The sequence below is a fragment of the Chryseomicrobium aureum genome (genome assembly GCF_043182735.1).
GTDB lineage: Bacteria > Bacillota > Bacilli > Bacillales_A > Planococcaceae > Chryseomicrobium > Chryseomicrobium aureum.
The window spans coordinates 1,616,308-1,638,132 of the sequence record NZ_CP171117.1 but is presented as its reverse complement, the minus strand read 5'-3'; the positions used below and the strand labels follow the sequence as shown (position 1 = coordinate 1,638,132).

Sequence of the window (21,825 nt, the reverse complement as noted above, 5' to 3'; positions counted from 1 at the left end):
AAACTAGAAGAACAACAAGCGTTTGGAACAAAGGAACAGGGGGCTTCTAATGGAATATCTTATCCCACTACTCATTGTCATCCTTGTGGCCATTGTCGTTATTCTTGTATTTCGAAGAAAACATAACGCCACAATCAATGAGTTGGACAATAAAAAACAACAGATTCAACACAAACCGATACTTGAAGAGATGACAAAAGTGAAGCAACTCAATATGAACGGGCAGACAGAAGAGATGTTTGAGCGTTGGCGCAACCTTTGGAATGAAGTAATGGACCACGACATTCCTGAAGTCGACTCCCTTCTTTTTGATACAGAAGAGTTTGTCGACAAAATGCGTTTCGGAAAAGCATCGAAAACCGAACAAGATATTCGAGACCGTTTACATAAAGCGGAACAGAAGATGAATTCCATCTTGGAAGAATTACATAATCTGATTGGTAGTGAAGAAAAGAACCGGATTGAGATGGAACAAATCCAAGAACAATATCGAAGTGCTCGTAAAAATGTACTTGCCCATCAATATTCATTTGGAGAGGCTCTTTCAGCGCTTGAAAAAGAACTTGAAAGCTTCCAACCTGAGATGGCTGAATACAACGAGCTGACATCGAAAGGGAATTACATGAGTGCACGTGAAGTCGTGATGCGTTTACGTGAAAAAGGCGATCAATTATTCCCGAAACTTCATGACATTCCAACATTGTTTTCGGAAGTGTCTACAAAGATTCCTGCAACTTTGCATGAACTACGCTCAGGTAAAAATGAAATGGAGTCACAAGGGTACTTCTTAGATCATCTAGAAATCTCACATAAACTTGATGCGATGGAATCAGAGTTAGTTCAGCTAAAGCAACAAATTGCAGAGCTGACGGTTGGTCCAGTTAAACGCCGGGTCGAAGAAATGAAAGATGAATTGGAATCATTTTATGATTTGCTTGAAAAAGAAGTGAAAGCAAAAGCTTATGTCGATCAACATCACCTTGCAATTGCAGAGCGTTTAGATCATACAAAACAACAAACACTTACAGCACAAGAAGAAGCGAATTATGTCCGTCAGAGCTATCATTTAACAGACGAGCAACTAGCGATTCCTGTGAAGTGTTTAGAAAAATTAGCGACAGCTGAATCAAAAATGACACTTATTCAAACACGCTTGAGTGAAGAGCGTTCGGCTTACTCTTCTTTAGAAGAAGAATTGCGTGAACTCGACCAATTAACAGGTGAACAAGATGAAATTCAAAGTGAATTCCACAACCGTTTAAAGAACTTACGAATTGATGAGAATACCGCTCGTGCAAAAATTGTCGAACTTAAGCGAACGTTGCACGTAAAAGAACGCAGCCTACAAAAGGCGAACTTACCAGGCGTTCCAGAAGAAATCGATGCACGCTTTGAAGAAGCGGATGAAAACATCTTTGTCGTTGAGCAGAACTTGCAAGAGGTACCTCTTAATATGACCACTGTTGACACGAATATGAAAAAGGCAGAAGGCGCTGTTCAAGAAGCAGTTGCGAAAGCAGATGAAATGTTTGAAAATGCCTTACTAGTTGAGCGCATCATTCAATACGGAAATCGATACCGGACTACAAATACGGCTGTCAATGTGAAGCTACTTGAAGCGGAACATGCCTTCCGTCAAAAACGCTACTCAAAGGCTCTTGAAGAAGCTGGAATTGCGGTGGAAGAAGCAGAACCTGGGGCACTAAAAAAGATTCAAAAGATGATGAAAGAACAACAATGGAATCACTAAAAGCTGCCGCTTTGGCAGCTTTTTGTTATGGAGGTGGAACACGATGATTTATTTAGATAATAGTGCTACAACAAAACCGGACACGGAAGTTTTAGCTGCATTTCTAAAGGTCAATGAAGAATTTTGGTTTAATCCATCTTCTATTCATGAAGGTGGAGAAAAGGCAAACAAATTATTGGAATCAGCCCGAGCGCAAATTGCCGGTCTTTTAAAAACAGACTCCAAATCTGTTCTTTTTACTTCGGGAGGAACAGAAGGCGCGAACTTTGTGTTGAAACAAGCGGCTGTGGACCGTGAATCTATTGGAAAGCACATCCTCATTTCCGCAGTAGAGCATCCGTCTGTTTTAGAAGTGGGGAAGTATTTATCTACTAGAGGATTTGAAGTGGAATGGTTAGAAGTGAACACTGACGGTATGGTGCTTGTAGAAGAGCTCGAGCGCAAGATTCGAAAGGATACGTCCGTCATCTCTATTCAACATATAAACAATGAATTGGGCACATTACAGCCTATTCGTGAGTTAGTGAAAGTGGCACGAGCACGTTCTCGAGCAGTGTTTCATGTAGATGCCGTACAAAGCGTTGGAAAGATAGTTGTAGATTTTGATAGTCTTCCGGTAGATTGGATCACATTATCCGCGCATAAATTTCACGGGATAAAAGGTACTGGCATAGTGGCATGTCATTCGAAAATCCATTTAGAACCACTCATTCATGGAGGTGGACAAGAGTTCGGCTTAAGAAGCGGCACTACTGCTGTCGCACAAGCTGTCTCGACTGCTAAAGCTTTTCGTCTAGCTGTGGAATCTTTAGAACAAACTTCCACCCATTTAGCAAGATTAAAAGCGTCTCTTGTATCTTTCTTTTATGAACACCCATTTGTCACTGTTTTGACACCTGCCAGTTCTGCCCCACATATTGTAACGATTGCAGTGAAAGGCGTGACGGGAGAAGTACTTGTCAACGCACTAGAAAAGAAGGGGATTTATGTTTCAACAAGCAGTGCATGTTCATCGAAAAAAACGACAAGAAGTCATGTGCTCGAAGCCATTGGACTTTCAAAAGAGTTGATTGATGGTGTGATTCGGATTAGTATGGGGAAGGACACGACCGAGCAGGATGTTCAGACGCTTCAAGATGTGATGAACGAAATCCTCCGGCAATTAGAAAGGAATTTAAAAGTATGAATTGGGATCGAATTTTAGTTCGCTACGGTGAACTTTCAACAAAAGGGCGTAATCGTCGTCAATTTACGAATCGTCTACGAGACAATATTCGTTTTTCGTTTGAGGATATTCCAACGCTTCGCTTGCAAGCAGAGCGCGACAGAATGTTTTTAATGACAGATACAGATGCAGACATGCAAAAGTTATTAACTCGTCTTCCAGCAGTATTTGGGATTCAATCATTCAGTCCCGTCGCGAAAACTGAGAAAACAATTGATGCAATGGCAGCAACTGCAATTGCAATTTTAGAGGAATTAGAAACAGCAGGGAAGACATGCAAAGTAACAGTTAAGCGTTCGGATAAGAGCTTCCCGCATGAAACGAATGAGATTCAGCATCTAGTTGCGAGTCAAGTACTGCGTCATTTTGATGGATTGACGGCAAAGATGAAAAATCCAGATTACACGATTAAAATTGAAATTTTGCAAGATGCAGCGTATATCTCTGCACAAACTATTGCAGGTGCTGGTGGAATGCCAGTTGGCTCAAATGGTCGCTCGTTACTTATGTTGTCTGGTGGAATCGACAGTCCAGTAGCAGGATATATGATGTTAAAACGTGGCGTGCGTTTGGATGCCATCCATTTTCATAGTCCGCCATACACGAGTGAGCGATCATTAGATAAAGTGAAAGACTTAGCCGAAAAGTTAAGTCACTTCGGTGCGACTGTGCGTCTCCATGTCATTCCATTTACTGAAATTCAAGAAGCGATTCAACAGCAAATTCCAAAAAATGTATCAATGACCACTACTCGACGCATGATGTTAAAAATTGCGGATCAAGTGCGTGCAGACATTGGAGCTCTTGCAATTGTTACTGGGGAAAGCCTTGGTCAAGTAGCGAGTCAGACATTGGAATCATTAACAGCTATCAATGAAGTTACGGCGACTCCTGTTTTACGTCCATTGATTGCAGAAGATAAATCGACGATTATTCAACTTGCTGAACAGATTGGCACATATGAAACGTCGATTTTACCATACGAAGATTGCTGTACCATTTTTGTGCCAAGTGCACCGAAAACAAAACCAAAACTTGAAAAAGTGACGTTCTACGAAAGCTTTGAAACATTCGATGCGCGTATCGAAAAAGCAGTGGCGAATCGTGAAGTGTTCCGCTTCCCACAAAAAGAACAAAAGCCAGAGTTTGACGAGTTATTATAAATGAGAAAATTTCCTTGTAGCAAAATGTATGAATTCGCGAATTCGGTTCATTCTATTTGCACAAGGAGGTGACACACACATGGCAAACAACAACTCAAATAAGCTTGCGGTACCTGGTGTAAAACAAGCGCTTGATCAAATGAAGTATGAGATCGCTCAAGAGTTTGGCGTACAGTTAGGTCCAGATGCCACTTCACGTGCGAATGGTTCAGTTGGTGGCGAAATTACGAAACGTTTGGTTCAGATGGCTGAGCAACAATTAAACAACGGTCGTCAAAGCTAACGGAGAATCCGAATGACTCACACTGTGGGTTGTTCGGATTTTTTTATTTTTTAGATGTGGAGAACGCCACTCAAGAAACTCCGAAGAAATCAGACGTGCCCGTGAAGGCGCTCTTCAGCCTTTGCGAGTGCGGCTGATTCCGGAGCGTGTTTCTGGCGTTCGCAACTCGATTACATTTTAGATGTGGAGAACGCCACTCAAGAAACTCCCTCCACCCAGGACGCCATTTCCTGGGGGATTTTCCTCGAGCCTCCCCACGTAAGATGAAAGAACAGCACTTTCATCTTCGTTGCCGGGTCTCGTGAAAACTCCAACGGCCCGGGAAATAGCGCCCTGACTTCCGGGAGTTTCTTTGGATCCTGTCACCATTTCAGCAATGAAGAAAAGCATATAGCAACCAAGGCACTTCCCCCCACAAGCAGATTCAGCAGTAAATCCGAAAAGTGCATCACTAAAATTCAAAAGTTGCACATCAAATCTAAACTCGGTGACAGGCACCATTTTGCCTCGATATTTATTGAAAATCCCCATTTAACAACATCGTGGGTTACCAGCAGTTCCCAAAACGTACCTGTCACCACAAAAGAGCTACTATAAATAATCCTGAAATTCTGTCGTTTACTTCAACAAACTGAAGTGATACACTGAAACCATTATTTCGAAACTAAAAATAAATACGAGGTACTCATCATGATAACTGAACAAAAAGGCATCGCACAGGTTTTTCTAGCCTACCTTCTTTGGGGGCTCATGCCGATCTACTGGAAGACTGTACAACACATTTCCAGTGATGAAATTTTAGCAAGCCGCATCGTCTGGTCATTCATATTTACAGTCCTCTTAATCACTGTACTTCGTGATATTCCGAAACTAAAGACGGACTTGACGAATCTGTGGGCAGACAAAAAAGCTTTTTTTAGCTTGATGATTGCATCTTATTTAGTGACGGCGAACTGGTTCACATTTATCTTCGCTGTGAACAGTGGGGAACTTGTGCAGACCAGTCTAGGTTACTACATTAATCCATTGATTTCTGTGTTACTAGGAATCGTTTTTCTTGGAGAAAAATTAAGTGACGCACAAAAAGCAGCCGTAGGAATTGCAGCTGCTGGAGTTATGATTTTAACTTATACATATGGAGAGTTGCCTTGGATTTCCCTAGTGCTTGCAGGGAGTTTTGCATTTTACGGATTGATTAAAAAACAAGCAAAAGTAGGAGCGATTACAGGCCTTGCCATTGAAACATTTTTTGTTTTACCGTTTGCCTTCATTTATTTAGCCTACTTATTCACGCAAGACTCTCTTCAATTCGTTGAAAGCGAGCCGATTACAATGCTTTTGTTAATGTTCTCTGGCGTAGCTACTGCATTACCGCTGCTACTCTATGCAAGCGGAACAAAGCGAATTCCCCTGTATTTATCAGGCTTTATTCAATACATTGCTCCGACCATCATGTTGGTGCTCGGTGTTGTTCTTTACAATGAACCGTTCTCAAACATGGAATGGACGGGCTTTAGTTTTATCTGGGTAGCGCTTGTTTTGTTTTCGGTATCCAAATTTATACAAATAAAACGCTCATTATAAAAATGAGCGTTTTACTTTTTCCCAGTAGCTATTGTCTTTCAATTTCACCGTTTTCACAACGCGCTCACTCAATCGAATGTCAATCGTGTTCACGTGCTGAATACTGAGTGCTTCATTGTCTGTAGACATCGTCGGATAATCGTTCCAATCGTCGTGAAGTTCTAAACGCAGTGTGCGATTGCCACTTAAAATAAATGGCGAACCTAATGAACGGTATTCATTGTTGTTCATAGAAGCTGCTTCAGTCACCTGGAAGCATGGAAGCTGAGGATCCACAACAGCACCGCCTAATGATTTATTATAAGCAGAGCTTCCCGTAGGTGTTGAAACTACAATTCCGTCACCACGGTACGTTTCTAAAAGTATGTCGTCAATCTTAACATCCATCGCAATAGTCTTCATGATGTTTGAACGAATCGCAAATTCATTTAAACAATAAAAATGCGGTTCTCCGTTAACGGTTATTTCGATGACTGGATATTTACGCACTTCGACGCGGTCTTGGATAATCGCATCTGCCATATTCGGGAAGTGCAGTTCTTCTAATAAAAAATCACAGTACATCGCAAGTGTTCCAGAAGTGGAGATACCTGCATATAATACGTCTTGGCGAAACCCTGTTTTCCGCACAGCTTGAAGGAAGCTTCCGTCTGAACCGACGCTTACAATAATCGACGCTTCCTCAGGAGATAGCACTACTTCTAACCCTTGAGCATCAATCGCAGTTCCTAATTCTTGTCGAAGTTGTTGTGAAGCTTTGTCGTTTTTGGCATAAATATAAAGAGCGTTACGTTTTTTCACTCTATTCGCCCCTTTCATGAGGTTTCTATATTTAATTTACCACGGAATGAAACATTTCTGCATGTTTTACGTAAACAGTAAGGAATAGACAACAAGGAGGAATCAACTATGAATGTAAAACGTTGGGTCGCACTAGGAATTGCGACACTACTCGTCGCTGTATCCATCATCGTCAACTCAGTATCCGCAGCTTTTTCTACAGATTTTTCATCTTGGTTAGATGATTATGAAGCAACACTCATGAATTCAATGACAACATCGGTCATTGAACCTGGAGACGTGACAGACCGGATCGCAGTGTTACGTGTGGAAGGAGTCATTCAAGACACGGGATCTGCATCAAGCCTATTAGGAACAACTGGCTATAACCACGGATTTTTCTTAGCACAACTGGAAGAGGCGAAAAATGATCCGTCTGTAAAAGGAATTGTACTATCTGTAGACTCTCCAGGCGGTGGCGTGGTGGAATCAGCTGAAATCTATAAAGAACTTATGAAAATTAAAGATGAAACTGAAAAGCCGATTTATGTGTCGATGGGTGGTATGGCAGCTTCAGGTGGCTATTACATTTCAGCACCTGCTGATAAGATTTTCGTGATGCGCGAAACGATGACAGGTTCACTCGGTGTTATTTTACAAAGCATCAATTATGGAGAACTTGCAGAACGTTATGGCGTGGACTTCGTGACAATTAAAACAGGTCCTTACAAAGATATTTTAAGTCCAACACGTGAAATGCTTCCGGAAGAAGAAGAAATGCTTCAAGAAATGATCAATGATTCGTACGAAGAGTTTGTCCGTATCATTGCAGAAGGACGTAACATGACAGAAGAAGAGGTCCGTGCAGTCGCAGATGGGCGAATTCTAAATGGTCGTCAAGCAATTGAAGCGAACCTTGCAGATGATTATGGATTCGAAGAAGATGTCATCGCAGCACTCAAAGAAGACTTAGATATTCCAAATGCAGAAGTGTTCGAATTTACACAAGATCAAAGCTTGAGCTCATTATTTGGTGTCAAAGCCCGTTCATTCCTAGGTCTAGATATTGAAACACAATTAATCTCAAAGTTGATCACAGACAATCAAGCTCCTCGCATGATGTACTTATACGGTGAGCAGTAAGGAGGCCGCTGATGGAAACAATCACAGATTTTCGACCAAAATATGCAGGATTCTGGACGCGTTTTTGGGCGTATCTTTTTGACTTATTGATCGTTGCAAGTATTGGCTGGCTTGTTGTGCGTCCGATATTTCGTTTAACAGGACTCGATTTAAACGCATCTCTCTGGTATGCGCCGATTACGATTGTTTCGGTAATCATCTTTTATACCTATTTCACATTGATGACATTCTTCCTACAACAAACGCTTGGAAAAATGATTATGGGAATTCGGGTATCTACCGTAACATATGAAAAACCAAACTTTGTAACCGTGCTATTCCGTGAGAGTGTCGGGCGAATTTTGTCGGTCATACCGTTCAATTTGCCGTACATTATTGTCGGATTTACACCAAAAAAGCAGGCAATCCACGACTTCATTGCAGATACCATTGTCTTACATGAAGAAGATTACGCGAAACTTCAGCTTCCAAAACCGGTGGAACAACCGAATCAGTTGCACCAACCGAACCCTGTACAGTAAGATGATAGCAGAGTGAAAAAGGAGGCGGTTCATAGATGGCATCAGTAACATTTAAAGGAAATCCTATGACATTACCAGCAAACGAGGTAAAAGTAGGAGACAAAGCACCAGACTTTAAAGTGCTTGCAAACGATTTATCTGAAGTGACACTAGCTGATTCAGCAGGAAAAGTACGCTTGATTAGTGTAGTACCTTCTTTAGATACAGGCGTCTGCTCGACACAAACGAATAAGTTCAACAGTGAAGCAGCAAGCATGGGAGACAACGTAGAAATCTTAACGATTTCAAACGACCTTCCATTTGCACAAAAGCGCTGGTGTGGAGCAAACGAAGTCGATGCAGTGCGTACATTGTCTGATCACCGCGATTTATCGTTCGGTGAAGCATACGGTGTTACGATGAAGGAACTTCGCTTACTAGCACGTTCAATCTTCGTTGTGGATGCAAACGACACAGTCACATATGTCGAGTATGTGCCTGAAGGAACAGACCACCCGGATTATGAAAAAGCAATTGAAGCTGTGAAAGAAGCAGCAGGGAAATAATAGACGTGCCCACTTCCTCGAAGTGGGCATCTTTTACGTTACGAAAAGGAGTAGACTATGAACGCAGTAGAACAGTATTTTACAAAACTCAATACAGCAGCTGAACAAATTGAGAACTCAGGACAAGGCACGTATTTAGAAGGTGTTGTCTTTGGTCTTGAACGCTGGTTACTTGGAAGTGAAGAATTTACCGGCATCGAGGCATCTCGTGAGGAAAAACGCCGTGCCATCCAGTTAGCTATATTAAAGGGTATGCGTAAATCATCACAACCGAATCACCAGATGACACCTGATGCTCTTGGGATGCTCGTTGCATTTCTAGTACAAGAACTAACCGAACAACAATCTTCAGTCCGCATTTTTGATCCCGCCATTGGAACAGGCAATCTGTTATTTACAGTCGCGAATCATCTAGAAGGAAAAGAAGTTGGCCTTTATGGCAGTGAGATTGACGAACTACTCATTCAACTGGCTTCCCAGACAGCCGAGCTTCTCAATCAGCCTGTTGAGCTGTTTTTACAGGATTCACTGCGTCCATTGTTACTTGATCCTGTTGATGTTGTTGTCAGTGATTTACCTGTTGGCTATTATCCAGACGATGAGCACGCAGAAACTTTCGAGCTGCGTGGGTCTGAACAACATGCCTACGCCCATCACCTCTTTCTTGAACAATCTATGAACTACACAAAAGACGGGGGAACATTGATATTTTTTGTACCAACCAATTTGTTCTCGTCTAAAGAAGCACAAAATCTGCATACGTTCATTTCAAAAGTAGGCCAGTTAGAGGCTGTCTTCCAACTACCAAAAGAGCTTTTCAAATCAGAGGCTTCTGCTAAAGCACTGATCGTGCTACGAAAAGACATGGAGAAAACGCGACCGAAACGTGATGTTTTACTTGCGCAAGTTCCAACCCTGTCCAATAAAAAAGGCATGGAGTTGTTCTTTGAAAAAGTGCGTCAGTGGAAGTAAACTAAAAGAAATGGTGTGGAGAGGAAGATCTTATGAAAAATATTTTAGCCATTAATGCAGGAAGCTCTAGTTTAAAATTTCAGCTTGTTCGCACTCCAGACGAAGAAATTGTAGCGAAAGGTTTGATTGAGCGAATCGGACTCGCTGATTCCTACATTACAGTCTCTGTTGGCAGTAACAAAGTGAAAAAAGAAGAGCTGATCCCTAATCATGAAGTAGCTGTAGATTTATTGATGGCCGCTTTGATTGAAACAGGCGCTATTTCTTCCTTACATGATATTCATGGAATCGGCCACCGCGTCGTCCATGGCGGGGAAGTGTATAGTGATTCGGTCATGATTACAGATGAGATTATTGACAAGCTCGTGGAACTTTCAGAACTTGCACCTCTTCATAATCCTGCGAATATTACAGGCATTCAAAGCTTTAAAAAAGCGTTGCCAGATGTGCCGGCTGTTGCTGTATTTGATACAGCTTTCCATCAAACAATGCCAGAAAGCTCATTTTTGTATTCAATCCCGTATTCGTATTATGAAAACTACGGCATTCGGAAATATGGCTTCCACGGCACGTCGCATAAATATGTTTCAGAGCGAGCGGCTGAACTATTAAACCGCCCGATTGAGACGACACGATTTATTTCATGTCACCTCGGGAATGGAGCAAGTATTGCGGCGATTCAATATGGAAAATCTATTGATACATCAATGGGGTTCACACCACTTGCTGGTGTAACAATGGGAACGCGTTCAGGGAATATCGATCCGTCACTCATTCCATTTTTGATGGAGAAGACAGGAAAAAGTGCGGAGCAAGTACTGGATGTATTAAATAAAAAGTCTGGGATGCTTGGCGTCTCAGGGTTCTCTAGTGATTTGCGCGATATCGTCGAACAAGCTGAAAAAGGCAATGACCGTGCGCAGCTTGCACTAGATGTTTTCGCGGATCGTATTCATAAGTACATTGGCTCGTATGCTGCCCGCTTGAATGGTGTAGACGCAATTATTTTCACGGCAGGTATTGGAGAAAACAGTTCAATCATTCGTGCCAAAGTACTCGAAGGTCTTCAGTTCATGGGTGTCTACATGGACCCAGAGTTGAACGAGCAGATTGGTAAAGAAACACCAATCAATTATCCGCACTCACCGGTTAAAGTGCTTGTCATCCCTACAAACGAAGAAATCATGATTGTCCGTGACACCGTGCGTGTTGCAGATTTAGATTAAACTAGTTTTATTAAAATGAAGTTGAGTGGAGTGGAGGGGCTGACTCCGGAGGGATCAAAAAGCGGAACGTGAGACCCCACAGGCGCGTTCTTCCGCCGAGGAGACTCACGCGCGCCCTCGGAAAGCAGACCCGCAATGGAACTCAAGTTTATTTATCCAACCAAAAACAGCACCATCTCTAGAAATTACTCCAGAGATGGCGCTGTTTTTTAACTTTACTTATTCTACATCATCAAACTGAGAATCTGTTCGTACTACCAATACGTCACACTTCGCGGAGCGAACAATATTTTCAGAAACACTACCGATCAAGAAACGTTCTACAGTATTCAAACCAGTAGCACCCACAATGATTAAGTCTGCGTTCACTTTCTTCGCAAGATCTTTCGAAATCATAGTTTTCGGTGAACCGTACTCAACCATAACGTGAACATTCGCCACACCATGTTTTTCTGCTTCTTTCTTGTATCCATCTAGTAGCTCTTCAGCAAAATTTTGTGCTCGTTCTGCAATCGAACGGTCATACGCTTCAATTGCCGCAAATGAACGTGTATCAATAATGTTCACGAGGTGAAGTGTTGCATTGTTTCGGGAAGCAATCGCTACTGATTTCTTAAAGGCAAGCTCCGCTTCTTTTGAACCATCCACTGCTACTAAAATTTCGTTGTACGTTAGTGTCATTTGAAAATCCTCCTTATAAATGAATTCACTTATACCTTTCGACAAGACTTTCCAAATCTCCTTTTTTAATTTGTGAACAATTTAAGAAACTACTAAAAAAATAACTAGAGCTTTTTTTTTTACAATTTGCTAAAATGGATTTGATTTGAAGAAAGGGAGGCAGTTCGAATGAAAATTGGCGTTCCAACAGAAGTAAAAAACAATGAAAACCGTGTCGCGATGACACCAGCTGGAGTCGTAACTCTAGTTTCAAGCGGTCACGAAGTATATATTCAAGCAGGTGCTGGACTTGGTTCTAGCTTTACAGATGAAGATTACACAAAAGCAGGCGCACATATCGTAGCGACTGCGCAAGAAGCATGGCAGCAAGAAATGGTGATGAAAGTAAAAGAACCGGTTGCGTCTGAATATGAATTGATTCAAAAGGATCAAGTTCTGTTTACATACCTTCACCTTGCGCCAGAACCAGAATTAACAAAAGTGTTACTTGAGAAAAATGTTACAGCTATTGCTTATGAGACGGTTCAATTACCAAACAACTCACTTCCACTCCTAACTCCGATGAGTGAAGTAGCTGGTCGTATGGCGACACAATTAGGTGCGCAATACCTTGAAAAAATCAACGGCGGAAAAGGGATTCTTTTAGGTGGGGTTCCAGGCGTTGAACGTGCAAATGTAACAATCATCGGTGGCGGAATTGCAGGAACGAACGCTGCGAAGATGGCAGTCGGCCTTGGAGCAAACGTAACAATTATCGACCTTAGCCCAGAGCGTCTTCGTCAATTAGATGAAATGTTTGGAGCGACTGTTCATACATTGATTTCAAATCCTTACAATATCGCGGAGTCTGTAAAAAATGCAGATTTAGTGATCGGAGCTGTTCTAATTCCGGGGGCGAAAGCACCGAAATTAGTATCAGAAGAAATGATTAAGTCAATGACACCAGGTTCTGTTGTGATTGATATCGCAATCGACCAAGGTGGTATTTTTGAAACATCTGACCGCATTACTACACATGATGAGCCTACGTATAGTAAACACGGAGTCGTTCACTATGCAGTAGCAAATATGCCTGGAGCTGTACCACGTACGTCAACAATTGCTTTGACGAATACAACAGTTCCTTATGCACTACAAATCGCAAACAAAGGCTACAAGCAAGCATGTTTAGACAATCCTTCTCTATTAAAAGGATTAAATACATTAAACGGAGTATGTGTCTATAAAGCAGTAGCAGATGCACAAGGCATTGAGTACCGCGATGTAAATGATGTACTTGCAGTTATCTAATGATGTAGAGCTGATTCTTAGTGAATCAGCTTTCTTTTTTGGAAGGAGGGGTTCGAGTGCTATTTGTCATGCTAGGTGGGGCTGTTGGCACTTTGTTACGAGCAGGTTTGTCGTATAGTATTCCGTTTGGACTGTTCGGGATTCCCATTGCCACATTGATTGCGAACCTTCTCGGGAGTGCGATGATTGCACGAATTTCTCTTATTCGTTTTGAAATGCTTCAAGACAATTGGCGGAAATTTTGGATGACGGGTGTGCTCGGTGGTTTTACAACGATGTCCATTTTTAATTGGGAAGCATTGCAATTGATTCAGCAAGGGGAGTTTCTAGTATACGCAGTCTATGTGGGTCTAACGCTGCATGGTAGTGTGCTTGTTGCGCGCTTCGTGTTAAAGAGGGGGCGTGCGGCATGATTATCGTATTTCTTGCAATCGGAGGAGGTCTTGGGGCGGGTGTTCGTTACGCGTTCAGTCGTTTTAATAGAGGATTCCCATTTGGAACACTCCTAGCAAATCTCCTTGCTTCTTTTTCTATCGGCATATGCATTCCTTCTATCCAAGGGGGGAGGGACTGGCATTTTTTGTTGTCGGGTTTTGCGGCGCACTGAGTACGGTTTCAACATTTGCTCTAGAAGCAGCTACAAGTGATCGACCGCTTCGCTACGGCCTAGTCACATGGGCTTCGACACTTATTGCTGTAAGTTTGGGGTATTTCATCAGCACCATTTAAATCAAATAGTTTCCATAATATCAGGAAGTGGTGAACGTCAGCAAATAGCCATCGAATCTTTCGACTTAGGCAGCGAATCTCTCGACTTATCCAGCGAATCTCTCGACACAATTGGTGAATAACCATAAAAACGCCACCCGTAAAATTGGTGCCTGTCACCAATTACCAGCAGTTCCTATTTGGTGCCTGCCGCAGCGCCAGAGATTGAGGCCAGCTAGAGTGCCGTTCTACACATCTAAAACTAGTAATTCCTTCGTAAACTTCGTCAAAACTTCCACACCATCTGCCGTAACCACAACGTCATCCTCTATTCGCACACCCGTTACTTCCGGGTGGTAAATACCTGGCTCAATTGTGAAGACCATTCCTTCGCGTAAAGCCATATCATTTTCCCCGTGAATCGATGGGAATTCGTGAACCGAAATGCCAAGACCATGTCCAAGACGATGTGTGAAATATTCTCCGTATCCTGCCGACGTAATAATGTCGCGTGCTGCTTTATCCAAATCTTTCGCGAACACTCCAGCTTTAACAAGTGATACGGCTTTTACTTCCGCTTCTTTCACTGTTTGGTAAATCGTGCGCTGTTCTTCCGTTGGTTCACCAAATGCTACGGTACGCGTGATATCCGAACAATAGCCATTCACGATAACACCTAAATCAAAGAGGATGAAGTCGCCTTTTTGGATTTTTCGATTACCGGGCGTTCCATGAGGAGATGCTGTTTTCAATCCGCTCAGTACCATCGTACTAAAGGACATGCCATCCGCACCTTTTGCTTTAACTGCGGTCTCCACTTCAGACAAAATTTCCATCTCTGTTTTTCCTTCTGCAATCAGTGAGCATCCAACTTCAATCGCATAATCGGCAAGTTCTGCTGCCTTACGAAGATGGACGAGTTCTTCTTCCGTTTTGATCAAACGCATTTCCGTCACGACGTCATCAATACCAGAGAATGTCACGCCTTGGATGCGACTTTCTAAAAATTCCATCCGTTCAACCGTCATGTGGCTTTTCTCAATCGCAAGCTTTGCGACAGGAACTGTAAACGATGAGACAAGTTTATCCCAAGCGTTTTCAGTATCTACATGTCCTATCAACTGGCCACTAAAGAATTCTTTTGCATCTGGTACTTCCATTTGAGGGCAAATTAAAAAACTTTCACCATCAGCAGGAATGAATACCCCGAGTAATCGTTCGTGGGGATTGCTACGAAACCCTGTGAAATAGAAAACATTATCGGGATGTGTGATAAAAGCTGCGTCGACCTGTTGCTGTTTCAAGTGATGTTGTAGAGCTGTAATCTTCTGCATGTGAAAAGACCTCCTATGTATATGACTACCTATTTTCCATCCTAACATAGTAGAATAAAAGTTAGCAGTAAAATCTGACTATTGGAGTGATTCCTATGAAAATTTCGTACCATGGACATTCGGTTGTAAAAATTGAAACTGGAGAGCACACAATTTTAATTGATCCATTTCTTACGGGGAACGGACAGACAGATTTGCAAGCGAAGAATGAAAAACCTACACATATTCTCTTAACTCATGGCCATAATGACCATGTTGGCGATACAATTCATCTGGCCAAAGACCATGGCGCACTTGTTATTGCAACATTTGAACTGGCGGATTATTTAGCTACTCAAGGTGCAGACACACATGGCATGGGAATTGGCGGGAGCCGAGAGTTTGATTTTGGAACTGTAAAGTTTACACAAGCCTTCCACAGTTCTTCTTATACAGACAATGAGGGGACAGTACACTATACCGGTATGCCAGCGGGATTACTCTTGAAGATTGAAGGTAAAACGATTTACCATGCTGGAGACACAGGGTTGTTTAGTGACATGAAATTAATCGGGGAGCACGGCATTGATCTTGCTTTCTTACCAATTGGTGATAACTTTACGATGGGACCTCGTGATGCTGCACGCGCGGTGGAATTTATTGAACCAAAGATCGTTGTGCCTATGCACTACAATACTTTTCCACCAATCGAACAAGACCCTGAACATTTCAAATCTCTTGTACACAGTGCTGATGTTCAACTTCTTAAAGCCGGGGAAGAGGTTCGTTTTTAGTAGACTGTGGTAAGATAAGAGCACCAACCAGACAGGACGTGAAAGACAGTGGCAACAAAGCACGAGCAAATTTTGAGTTACATCGAGTCGTTACCTATTGGAGATAAAATCTCGGTTCGGCAAATTGCAAAGGATTTAACAGTCAGTGAAGGAACTGCTTACCGCGCTATAAAAGAAGCGGAGAATCGTAGACTCGTCTCAACGATTGAACGCGTGGGGACAATTCGTATTGAAGTGAAACGCAAAGAAAACTTCGAGCGTTTAACTTTCGCAGAAGTTGTGAACATTGTAGATGGAATAGTATTTGGCGGGAAATCAGGTTTACATAAGTCATTAAGTAAATTTGTGATCGGTGCCATGCAAGTCGATGACATGATGCGCTATGTGGATCCTGGAAACCTGTTGATTGTCGGAAATCGCTACAAAGTTCATGAACATGCGCTCAAAGCTGGAGCGGCTGTGCTAGTAACCGGAGGATTTGACGTGCCGGAATCGTCTAAACGCTTAGCCGACGAGCTAGAACTGCCTTTAATTTCAACAAGCTACGATACATTCACTGTAGCAACAATGATTAACCGCGCAATTGATGATCAATTGATCAAAAAAGATGTGCTATTAATAGAAGACATCTTTATACCAAAAGAACAGACTGCATATCTGCATGTCACAGATACGGTTGAGAAATATCGTGAACTGAACAGCACAACAAGCCACGGAGGGTATCCAGTTCTTGATTCAAAAGATGTAGTTGTAGGAGTCGTAACGGCACGAGATGTAATAGACGCACAAAGTATGGATACAATCGACAAGGTGATGACGAAAAACCCGATTGTTATCACATTGACGACGAGTGTTGCAGCAGCGAGCCACAGAATGGTGTGGGAGAGTATTGACCTTCTTCCGGTCGTTGATGACTCGAACCGACTAAAAGGTATCATCAGTAGGCAAGATGTTTTAAAAGCATTGCAAGCATCTTCACGCCAGCCACAAAACGGAGAGACGATTGATGATTTGATCAAGTCTCAAATGACGCCTGCAACTGATGAAAAATCAGGAACAGCTTTTACGGTGACACCTCAAATGACGAATCATTTTGGAACCTTGTCCTATGGAGCTTTTACTACTGTTTTGGCAGAAGCAGGATCTCAAGCATTGCGCACGAAAAAGCGCATCGAAAGTGTTGTTGAAAATATTACGATTTACCATACCAAGCCGGTTCCACTAGAAGCGAATATCAAATTGTATCCGAAAGTTCTCGATTTTACTCGGCGTATGGCGAAAGTGGATGTAGAGGCATATAACGATAAACAACTTGTAGGGAAAGCTCTTATTACGTATCAAATATTCGACCATTAAAAAACCGTTCTGCCACTTATGGCAGAACGGTTTTCACTCACTGATTCAATTCAAACTCTTCTTGCACATACTTCCCATAATGCTTCGACGCTTTATAATTAAAGACAGCCATATATCCACCGAGTGCCATAAAGATACCCGCAATAACGTATGTTAACGTTTCTGGAAATAAAAAAACATAATTTAATCCAAATAAGAAGACGAAGGCGCCTAAACAACTACTTGCTTTAGCTGCATACCACTTCTTACGTATTGGAAGATCCGTTCGAAATTGTCTTGTTTTAAAATAGAAATACCATACAATAGAGATAACTATAGCAATTACTAATATTGAATTCATTCGTTTCCCTCCAAAACCGTGCTTTCTCTAGTTTAACGACTTTTACATGAAAATGCGACATTTGGGAACGACTCTACAGGAGGAAACTATATGCATCGTCAAATACTGGACAAAATTAAACACTATTCTAAAATTGTGATTCACCGCCACGTTCGACCTGATCCAGATGCGTACGGCTCCTCAATCGGCCTTCACATGCTACTCAAGCACAACTACCCAGAAAAAGAGATCTATGTAACAGGCAAACATGATTTAACTCTAGATTATCTTGCAAAACCAATGGTTGTTCCGGATTCTGCATTTGAAAATGCCTTGATTATCGTAACAGATACTGCAAACACAGAACGAATCGATGATGAACGCTATAAAAAAGGGGAATTCTTGATTAAAATTGATCACCATCCAAACGAAGATCCCTATGGAGATATCGTGTATGTAGATACACAAGCAAGTTCAGCTAGCGAAATTATTTACTCGTTATTCAAAACAGGAGAGCAGCAAGAAGACTGGACACTTCCGGATCAAGCAGCACGGCTCCTGTATGCAGGAATCGTAGGGGACACTGGTCGATTCATGTTCACTAGTACATCACTCAAAACGATGAGCTATGCAGGAGAACTAATGGGCTATGATTTCGATCGTACGAAATTATTTAATGAGATGTATGAAGTGTCTCCAAATGTATTGAAATTAAAAGGATACGTGTACGAGAATTTTGAGATGAAAAATGGCATCGGGCATGTGAAATTATCGAAGCGTCTACTTGAAGAATATGGCGTAAGTCAATCTGAAGCATCTCTTTTAGTGAGTGCTCTTGCAGATGTTCAAGGCATGCGGGCATGGGTGTTTTTCATTGAAGATTCTGAGAGTATTCGCGTTCGTTTACGCTCTAAAGGCCCAGTGATTAACGGCATTGCTAAAAAGTTTAATGGCGGTGGTCACCCACTAGCCTCTGGTGCCACGATTTACGAATGGAATGAAGTAGAAGATGTCTTAAACGAAATGTATCACTTATAGGAGGGGCCTATGACGATCTGCTATCCACAAATTATTACATCGATGGATCTATTACAAAGTACGATCCGGCTAGATCGTCTAGGGGACCATCTGAGTAAAAATGCTATTAAATTAGCTGCACTAACCAATTCTACCCTTTATGGGGTGCAGGCGTTTCACTCTGAAATGGTAAAACGCAATATCCAACCTATCATTGGTCTTCGCTATCAATTGGAAATTAATGAAGGGGAGCGGGTGGAAGTGGTGAGTTACGCGCGCACACAAAAAGGGTGGAAAAACTTACTGAAGCTCTCAAGCGCTATCGAGACGAGACATGTGCCAGCCGTTCCACAAAAATGGTTTACGGCGTATTCTGAAGGATTGGTTTCATTACTTGTAACGACGCGACACGTGTACCCACAACTCTCCGCATTGTATTCTCCCACTACTGTTCCAGCTATCTCGTTTGAAACAGCAACGGACGAAGAATTTATAGCGCAGTTAAAGTCCAATCATCCTTTTGTGATGCCATACGCTCCTGCGCAGCTTGAGACCAAAGACGACCAATTAGCCTATCGCCTTTTGCAAGCACTTGACCAAGGCAAAAAATTGCATGAAGTAGCAGAGGCCGAGGTTCATTCCCTTTATTCGACAACTCAATGGGAAGAATTGTTCGCAAATCTAAAAGGATGGGATCAGTCATTTTATAAGTTGTTTTCCTCATCCTATTCCTTGGTATCTGAAACGCCTTTACTACCGAAATTCCCTATGCTTGAAGGTGCGAATACTGTGGACTACTTGCGCCAACTGAGCTATGGTCGATTAGAGAAATTGATGGGGAATTTACCTACGGCTTATCAGGAGCGACTCGACTACGAACTATCTATCATTGAGAAGATGGGCTACAGTGATTATTTCTTAATCGTGCAAGATTTTATTCACTATGCAAAGTCAAAAGGAATCTCTGTCGGACCAGGTCGCGGTTCTTCTGCAAGTTCATTAGTTGCCTATGCTCTTGGGATAACTGGTATCGATCCTCTTGAGTATGGTTTATTGTTTGAGCGTTTTTTAAATCCAGAGCGTGTCTCACTTCCCGATATTGATGTGGATTTTACAGATTATCGCCGTGATGAAGTGATTGCTTATGTGCGTGATAAATATGGTGCTCAGTACGTTGCACAGATTTTAGCGTTTGGAACACTCTCAACAAAAGCAGTTGCTCGCGAAGTAGCCCGGGTGATGGAATTTTCACAAGAAACATTAAGTTTTTTATCAAAAGCCATACCTTCTCAAGTGTCATCCCTGCAAAAAGCGCTTGCAGAAAATAGAGAATTACAAGCCTTTGTAGCCCGTGATGAGAAACATGCGCTCTGGCTTGACCTGGCAACAAGGCTTGAAGGGATGCCGCGCAATGTTACTGTTCACGCTGCAGGTGTCATTATTTCACCAGTACCACTTGTCGATGTTGTACCAATTGAAGAGCATCAAGATGGTATGTATTTGACGCAGTGGACAATGAAAGAAGTAGAAGCAGCGGGACTGTTGAAAATGGACTTTTTAGGACTCCGAAATTTGACGTTGATCGAGCAAATGACAGCGCGGATACGAGAAACTGAGAACGTCTCTTTTCGTACCGAGCAAATTGATAGAGAAGATAGAGGAGCATTAAAGCTTCTAGCATCCGGTGACACACTTGGCGTATTTCAGTTTGAATCCGCCGGAATGCGCAAGGCGTTGACGGTTGTGAATCCAGAGTCATTCCGTGAAGTTGTAGCTGTAAATGCCTTGTTTCGACCAGGACCAATGGCATTTATTCCGAATTTTGCTGCTCGGAAAAAAGGTCAAGAAAAGGTGAGCTATCCCCATCCATCAGTTGAGCCGATTTTACGGGAAACCTATGGAATCATTGTCTATCAAGAGCAAATCATGCAAATTGCACGTGCAGTTGCAGGATATACATATGCCGAAGCGGATTTGCTGCGCCGAGCAGTGAGTAAAAAAGATCGAGCCGTTTTGATGAGCGAGAAAAAGAAATTTGTAGATTCGGCACGTCGACAACAAGTTGATGAATCGGTTGCATCAAATTTATATGAATTGATTGTACGTTTTTCTGAGTACGGATTCCCAAAAAGCCATGCGACAGCTTACAGTTTAATTGCGATGCAAATGGCGTATATCAAAGCCCATTATCCAAAAATCTTTTATGCTACGTTACTTACTTCATCAGCTGGCAATCGTGACAAACAGTTGGCACTATTCCGTGAGATGAAGCGGCGATCGATTCCACTTCTGCCTCCAGATCTTTGGAAAAGTTCAACACGATTTACTGTTGACGGTGAGGGAATTCGAATTGGATTAAGCAGCATCAAAGGCATTTCAAAACCCTTTTTAGTTAAGCTTCTTGAAGTGAGAAAACTCAGGCAGTCGCCTTGGAAATCGTTATTTGAACTCGCTTCTGATTTATCAGCAGTGCATTTCACGCGTCAAACAATTGAGCCACTTATTAAAGCTGGAGCACTAGATTTTTTAAGGAAAGATCGAGCTGTTCTACTTGCAAGTCTTGATCCAGCTGTCATGCATGCGGAACTTGTGCGACCAAGTGATAAAGTAGATTTGTTGTCTGGATCGATTGCCTCTTTTGGAGAACCCAAATATACAGAGAGTGCAGCAATGCCGACAGTCTATAAACTTGCGTATGAGAAAGAAGTGGTGGGGACCTATATTTCAACACATCCAGTAGAGGAATTTCGGTCAAAGCTCCATCCTCCTTTACAGTCTTTAGATGAAATCGGACAACAGATTGGTAAGCAGGTAAAAGTCATAGGACTCCTTAAGGAAATCCGAAAAATCCGCACAAAAAAAGGTCAAGCAATGGCTTTTGCTGTGATAGAAGATGAACGTAATGAACTTGACATCACCTTTTTCCCAGAGACATTTGCTGTTGTCAATGTGCAGCTGAAAGAGCAACAGGTCTACAAGATACAAGGAAAGCTTGACCAAAGAAACGGAAGAATGCAATTAATCGTTTCAACAGTAGAATCTGTCTAACCGCCAAGATATTTGGCGGTTTTTTTTGTTGTCAGCATGAAAAAAATACGGTATGCTACTACATGTGAGTGGTCAGACCACTTTCAAAAAAATGGAAAAAGGTGACG

At 42.1% G+C, this 21,825-nt stretch carries 22 protein-coding genes; 17 read left to right on the top strand and 5 right to left on the bottom strand.

Going from position 1 to position 21,825, the window contains the following annotated elements:
* Positions 1 to 49: 49 nt before the first annotated feature.
* The 4 genes from ezrA (at position 50) to ACF3OH_RS08550 (ending at position 4,421) form a co-directional block, all read left to right on the top strand.
* A complete protein-coding gene (gene ezrA / locus ACF3OH_RS08565) occupies positions 50 to 1,750 on the top strand; it encodes a septation ring formation regulator EzrA (protein WP_392454075.1) in 1,701 nt (566 codons plus the stop codon).
* 43 nt (positions 1,751 to 1,793) lie between these two features.
* On the top strand, positions 1,794 to 2,936 hold the full coding sequence (locus ACF3OH_RS08560) for a cysteine desulfurase family protein (protein WP_392454073.1): 1,143 nt from the start codon (positions 1,794 to 1,796) through the stop codon (positions 2,934 to 2,936).
* On the top strand, positions 2,933 to 4,138 hold the full coding sequence (thiI, locus tag ACF3OH_RS08555; RefSeq protein ID WP_204590470.1) for a tRNA uracil 4-sulfurtransferase ThiI: 1,206 nt from the start codon (positions 2,933 to 2,935) through the stop codon (positions 4,136 to 4,138). Before ACF3OH_RS08560 ends, thiI begins: the two co-directional genes overlap by 4 nt.
* A 79-nt stretch (positions 4,139 to 4,217) precedes the next feature.
* Positions 4,218 to 4,421, top strand: a complete 204-nt coding sequence (locus ACF3OH_RS08550) for a small, acid-soluble spore protein, alpha/beta type (protein WP_392454071.1) — start codon at positions 4,218 to 4,220, stop codon at positions 4,419 to 4,421.
* 177 nt (positions 4,422 to 4,598) lie between these two features.
* On the opposite strand, the gene ACF3OH_RS08545 is transcribed toward ACF3OH_RS08550, so the two are convergent.
* Positions 4,599 to 4,952 carry a hypothetical protein gene (locus ACF3OH_RS08545; protein WP_392454069.1) on the bottom strand — a complete coding sequence of 118 codons (354 nt, stop codon included), beginning with the start codon at positions 4,950 to 4,952 and terminating at the stop codon, positions 4,599 to 4,601.
* Positions 4,953 to 5,111: 159 nt separating this feature from the next.
* Here ACF3OH_RS08545 and rarD point away from each other — a divergent pair, with 159 nt between their 5' ends.
* On the top strand, positions 5,112 to 6,005 hold the full coding sequence (gene rarD, locus ACF3OH_RS08540) for an EamA family transporter RarD (protein WP_392454067.1): 894 nt from the start codon (positions 5,112 to 5,114) through the stop codon (positions 6,003 to 6,005).
* On the opposite strand, the gene ACF3OH_RS08535 is transcribed toward rarD, so the two are convergent.
* Positions 6,000 to 6,806, bottom strand: coding sequence for an NAD kinase (locus ACF3OH_RS08535; protein ID WP_392454065.1), 807 nt, complete (start codon positions 6,804 to 6,806; stop codon positions 6,000 to 6,002). The two genes, rarD and ACF3OH_RS08535, sit on opposite strands and share 6 nt — an antisense overlap.
* A gap of 108 nt (positions 6,807 to 6,914) precedes the next feature.
* On the opposite strand from ACF3OH_RS08535, the gene sppA reads away from it, so the two are divergent.
* Genes sppA through ACF3OH_RS08510 form a run of 5 tightly spaced genes read left to right on the top strand, consistent with a single transcriptional unit; the run spans position 6,915 to position 11,192 of the window.
* Positions 6,915 to 7,928, top strand: a complete 1,014-nt coding sequence (gene sppA, locus ACF3OH_RS08530; RefSeq protein ID WP_392454063.1) for a signal peptide peptidase SppA — start codon at positions 6,915 to 6,917, stop codon at positions 7,926 to 7,928.
* Positions 7,929 to 7,939: 11 nt separating this feature from the next.
* Positions 7,940 to 8,449 (top strand): RDD family protein, encoded by a 510-nt coding sequence (locus ACF3OH_RS08525; protein WP_392454061.1) that lies wholly within the window; start codon positions 7,940 to 7,942, stop codon positions 8,447 to 8,449.
* A gap of 35 nt (positions 8,450 to 8,484) precedes the next feature.
* Positions 8,485 to 8,994, top strand: coding sequence for a thiol peroxidase (tpx, locus tag ACF3OH_RS08520; protein WP_204590464.1), 510 nt, complete (start codon positions 8,485 to 8,487; stop codon positions 8,992 to 8,994).
* Between the two features lie 57 nt (positions 8,995 to 9,051).
* Positions 9,052 to 9,966: a class I SAM-dependent methyltransferase gene (locus ACF3OH_RS08515; protein ID WP_392454059.1), complete on the top strand. Its 915-nt coding sequence runs from the start codon at positions 9,052 to 9,054 to the stop codon at positions 9,964 to 9,966.
* A 32-nt stretch (positions 9,967 to 9,998) separates the two neighbouring features.
* On the top strand, positions 9,999 to 11,192 hold the full coding sequence (locus tag ACF3OH_RS08510; RefSeq protein ID WP_204590462.1) for an acetate kinase: 1,194 nt from the start codon (positions 9,999 to 10,001) through the stop codon (positions 11,190 to 11,192).
* Positions 11,193 to 11,411: 219 nt separating this feature from the next.
* Here ACF3OH_RS08510 and ACF3OH_RS08505 read toward each other — a convergent pair whose 3' ends face one another.
* Complete coding sequence (locus tag ACF3OH_RS08505) at positions 11,412 to 11,873, bottom strand: universal stress protein (protein ID WP_204590461.1); 462 nt, start codon at positions 11,871 to 11,873, stop codon at positions 11,412 to 11,414.
* A gap of 168 nt (positions 11,874 to 12,041) precedes the next feature.
* Here ACF3OH_RS08505 and ald point away from each other — a divergent pair, with 168 nt between their 5' ends.
* From ald to ACF3OH_RS08490, 3 genes are read left to right on the top strand one after another with little or no spacing between them, the layout of a single operon-like run.
* Positions 12,042 to 13,163: an alanine dehydrogenase gene (gene ald / locus ACF3OH_RS08500; RefSeq protein WP_392454057.1), complete on the top strand. Its 1,122-nt coding sequence runs from the start codon at positions 12,042 to 12,044 to the stop codon at positions 13,161 to 13,163.
* Between the two features lie 56 nt (positions 13,164 to 13,219).
* The gene (locus ACF3OH_RS08495; RefSeq protein WP_392454056.1) at positions 13,220 to 13,576 is read left to right on the top strand and encodes a CrcB family protein; all 357 of its coding nucleotides are present in this window, start codon (positions 13,220 to 13,222) and stop codon (positions 13,574 to 13,576) included.
* A complete protein-coding gene (locus ACF3OH_RS08490; RefSeq protein ID WP_392454055.1) occupies positions 13,573 to 13,770 on the top strand; it encodes a CrcB family protein in 198 nt (65 codons plus the stop codon). The genes ACF3OH_RS08495 and ACF3OH_RS08490 overlap by 4 nt, the downstream gene beginning before the upstream one ends.
* 349 nt (positions 13,771 to 14,119) lie before the next feature.
* On the opposite strand, the gene ACF3OH_RS08485 is transcribed toward ACF3OH_RS08490, so the two are convergent.
* Positions 14,120 to 15,205 (bottom strand): M24 family metallopeptidase, encoded by a 1,086-nt coding sequence (locus ACF3OH_RS08485; protein ID WP_392454054.1) that lies wholly within the window; start codon positions 15,203 to 15,205, stop codon positions 14,120 to 14,122.
* Positions 15,206 to 15,300: 95 nt separating this feature from the next.
* On the opposite strand from ACF3OH_RS08485, the gene ACF3OH_RS08480 reads away from it, so the two are divergent.
* Together ACF3OH_RS08480 and ACF3OH_RS08475 are read left to right on the top strand one after the other, a co-directional pair.
* Complete coding sequence (locus tag ACF3OH_RS08480) at positions 15,301 to 15,978, top strand: metal-dependent hydrolase (RefSeq protein WP_392454053.1); 678 nt, start codon at positions 15,301 to 15,303, stop codon at positions 15,976 to 15,978.
* A gap of 48 nt (positions 15,979 to 16,026) precedes the next feature.
* Positions 16,027 to 17,334 (top strand): DRTGG domain-containing protein, encoded by a 1,308-nt coding sequence (locus ACF3OH_RS08475; RefSeq protein WP_392454052.1) that lies wholly within the window; start codon positions 16,027 to 16,029, stop codon positions 17,332 to 17,334.
* Between the two features lie 37 nt (positions 17,335 to 17,371).
* Here the strand turns inward: ACF3OH_RS08475 and ACF3OH_RS08470 are convergent, their stop codons facing one another.
* Positions 17,372 to 17,674 (bottom strand): YtpI family protein, encoded by a 303-nt coding sequence (locus ACF3OH_RS08470; RefSeq protein WP_392454051.1) that lies wholly within the window; start codon positions 17,672 to 17,674, stop codon positions 17,372 to 17,374.
* A gap of 90 nt (positions 17,675 to 17,764) precedes the next feature.
* On the opposite strand from ACF3OH_RS08470, the gene ACF3OH_RS08465 reads away from it, so the two are divergent.
* Both ACF3OH_RS08465 and ACF3OH_RS08460 read left to right on the top strand, forming a co-directional pair.
* Positions 17,765 to 18,691, top strand: coding sequence for a bifunctional oligoribonuclease/PAP phosphatase NrnA (locus tag ACF3OH_RS08465; RefSeq protein WP_204590300.1), 927 nt, complete (start codon positions 17,765 to 17,767; stop codon positions 18,689 to 18,691).
* 9 nt (positions 18,692 to 18,700) lie between these two features.
* Positions 18,701 to 21,718, top strand: a complete 3,018-nt coding sequence (locus ACF3OH_RS08460; RefSeq protein ID WP_392454050.1) for a DNA polymerase III subunit alpha — start codon at positions 18,701 to 18,703, stop codon at positions 21,716 to 21,718.
* The last annotated feature ends 107 nt before the right edge of the window (positions 21,719 to 21,825 follow it).

What these genes read in the sequence shown, in the direction of transcription:
- ACF3OH_RS08485 (WP_392454054.1), bottom strand. Translation starts at nt 15,205, where the DNA reads ATGCAGAAGATTACAGCTCTACAACATCACTTGAAACAGCAACAGGTC.
- thiI (WP_204590470.1), top strand. Translation starts at nt 2,933, where the DNA reads ATGAATTGGGATCGAATTTTAGTTCGCTACGGTGAACTTTCAACAAAA.
- ACF3OH_RS08515 (WP_392454059.1), top strand. Translation starts at nt 9,052, where the DNA reads ATGAACGCAGTAGAACAGTATTTTACAAAACTCAATACAGCAGCTGAA.
- ACF3OH_RS08510 (WP_204590462.1), top strand. Translation starts at nt 9,999, where the DNA reads ATGAAAAATATTTTAGCCATTAATGCAGGAAGCTCTAGTTTAAAATTT.
- ACF3OH_RS08470 (WP_392454051.1), bottom strand. Translation starts at nt 17,674, where the DNA reads ATGAATTCAATATTAGTAATTGCTATAGTTATCTCTATTGTATGGTAT.
- ACF3OH_RS08505 (WP_204590461.1), bottom strand. Translation starts at nt 11,873, where the DNA reads ATGACACTAACGTACAACGAAATTTTAGTAGCAGTGGATGGTTCAAAA.
- ACF3OH_RS08560 (WP_392454073.1), top strand. Translation starts at nt 1,794, where the DNA reads ATGATTTATTTAGATAATAGTGCTACAACAAAACCGGACACGGAAGTT.
- sppA (WP_392454063.1), top strand. Translation starts at nt 6,915, where the DNA reads ATGAATGTAAAACGTTGGGTCGCACTAGGAATTGCGACACTACTCGTC.
- ald (WP_392454057.1), top strand. Translation starts at nt 12,042, where the DNA reads ATGAAAATTGGCGTTCCAACAGAAGTAAAAAACAATGAAAACCGTGTC.
- ACF3OH_RS08525 (WP_392454061.1), top strand. Translation starts at nt 7,940, where the DNA reads ATGGAAACAATCACAGATTTTCGACCAAAATATGCAGGATTCTGGACG.
- ezrA (WP_392454075.1), top strand. Translation starts at nt 50, where the DNA reads ATGGAATATCTTATCCCACTACTCATTGTCATCCTTGTGGCCATTGTC.
- rarD (WP_392454067.1), top strand. Translation starts at nt 5,112, where the DNA reads ATGATAACTGAACAAAAAGGCATCGCACAGGTTTTTCTAGCCTACCTT.
- tpx (WP_204590464.1), top strand. Translation starts at nt 8,485, where the DNA reads ATGGCATCAGTAACATTTAAAGGAAATCCTATGACATTACCAGCAAAC.
- ACF3OH_RS08465 (WP_204590300.1), top strand. Translation starts at nt 17,765, where the DNA reads ATGCATCGTCAAATACTGGACAAAATTAAACACTATTCTAAAATTGTG.
- ACF3OH_RS08480 (WP_392454053.1), top strand. Translation starts at nt 15,301, where the DNA reads ATGAAAATTTCGTACCATGGACATTCGGTTGTAAAAATTGAAACTGGA.
- ACF3OH_RS08550 (WP_392454071.1), top strand. Translation starts at nt 4,218, where the DNA reads ATGGCAAACAACAACTCAAATAAGCTTGCGGTACCTGGTGTAAAACAA.
- ACF3OH_RS08545 (WP_392454069.1), bottom strand. Translation starts at nt 4,952, where the DNA reads ATGGGGATTTTCAATAAATATCGAGGCAAAATGGTGCCTGTCACCGAG.
- ACF3OH_RS08460 (WP_392454050.1), top strand. Translation starts at nt 18,701, where the DNA reads ATGACGATCTGCTATCCACAAATTATTACATCGATGGATCTATTACAA.
- ACF3OH_RS08490 (WP_392454055.1), top strand. Translation starts at nt 13,573, where the DNA reads ATGATTATCGTATTTCTTGCAATCGGAGGAGGTCTTGGGGCGGGTGTT.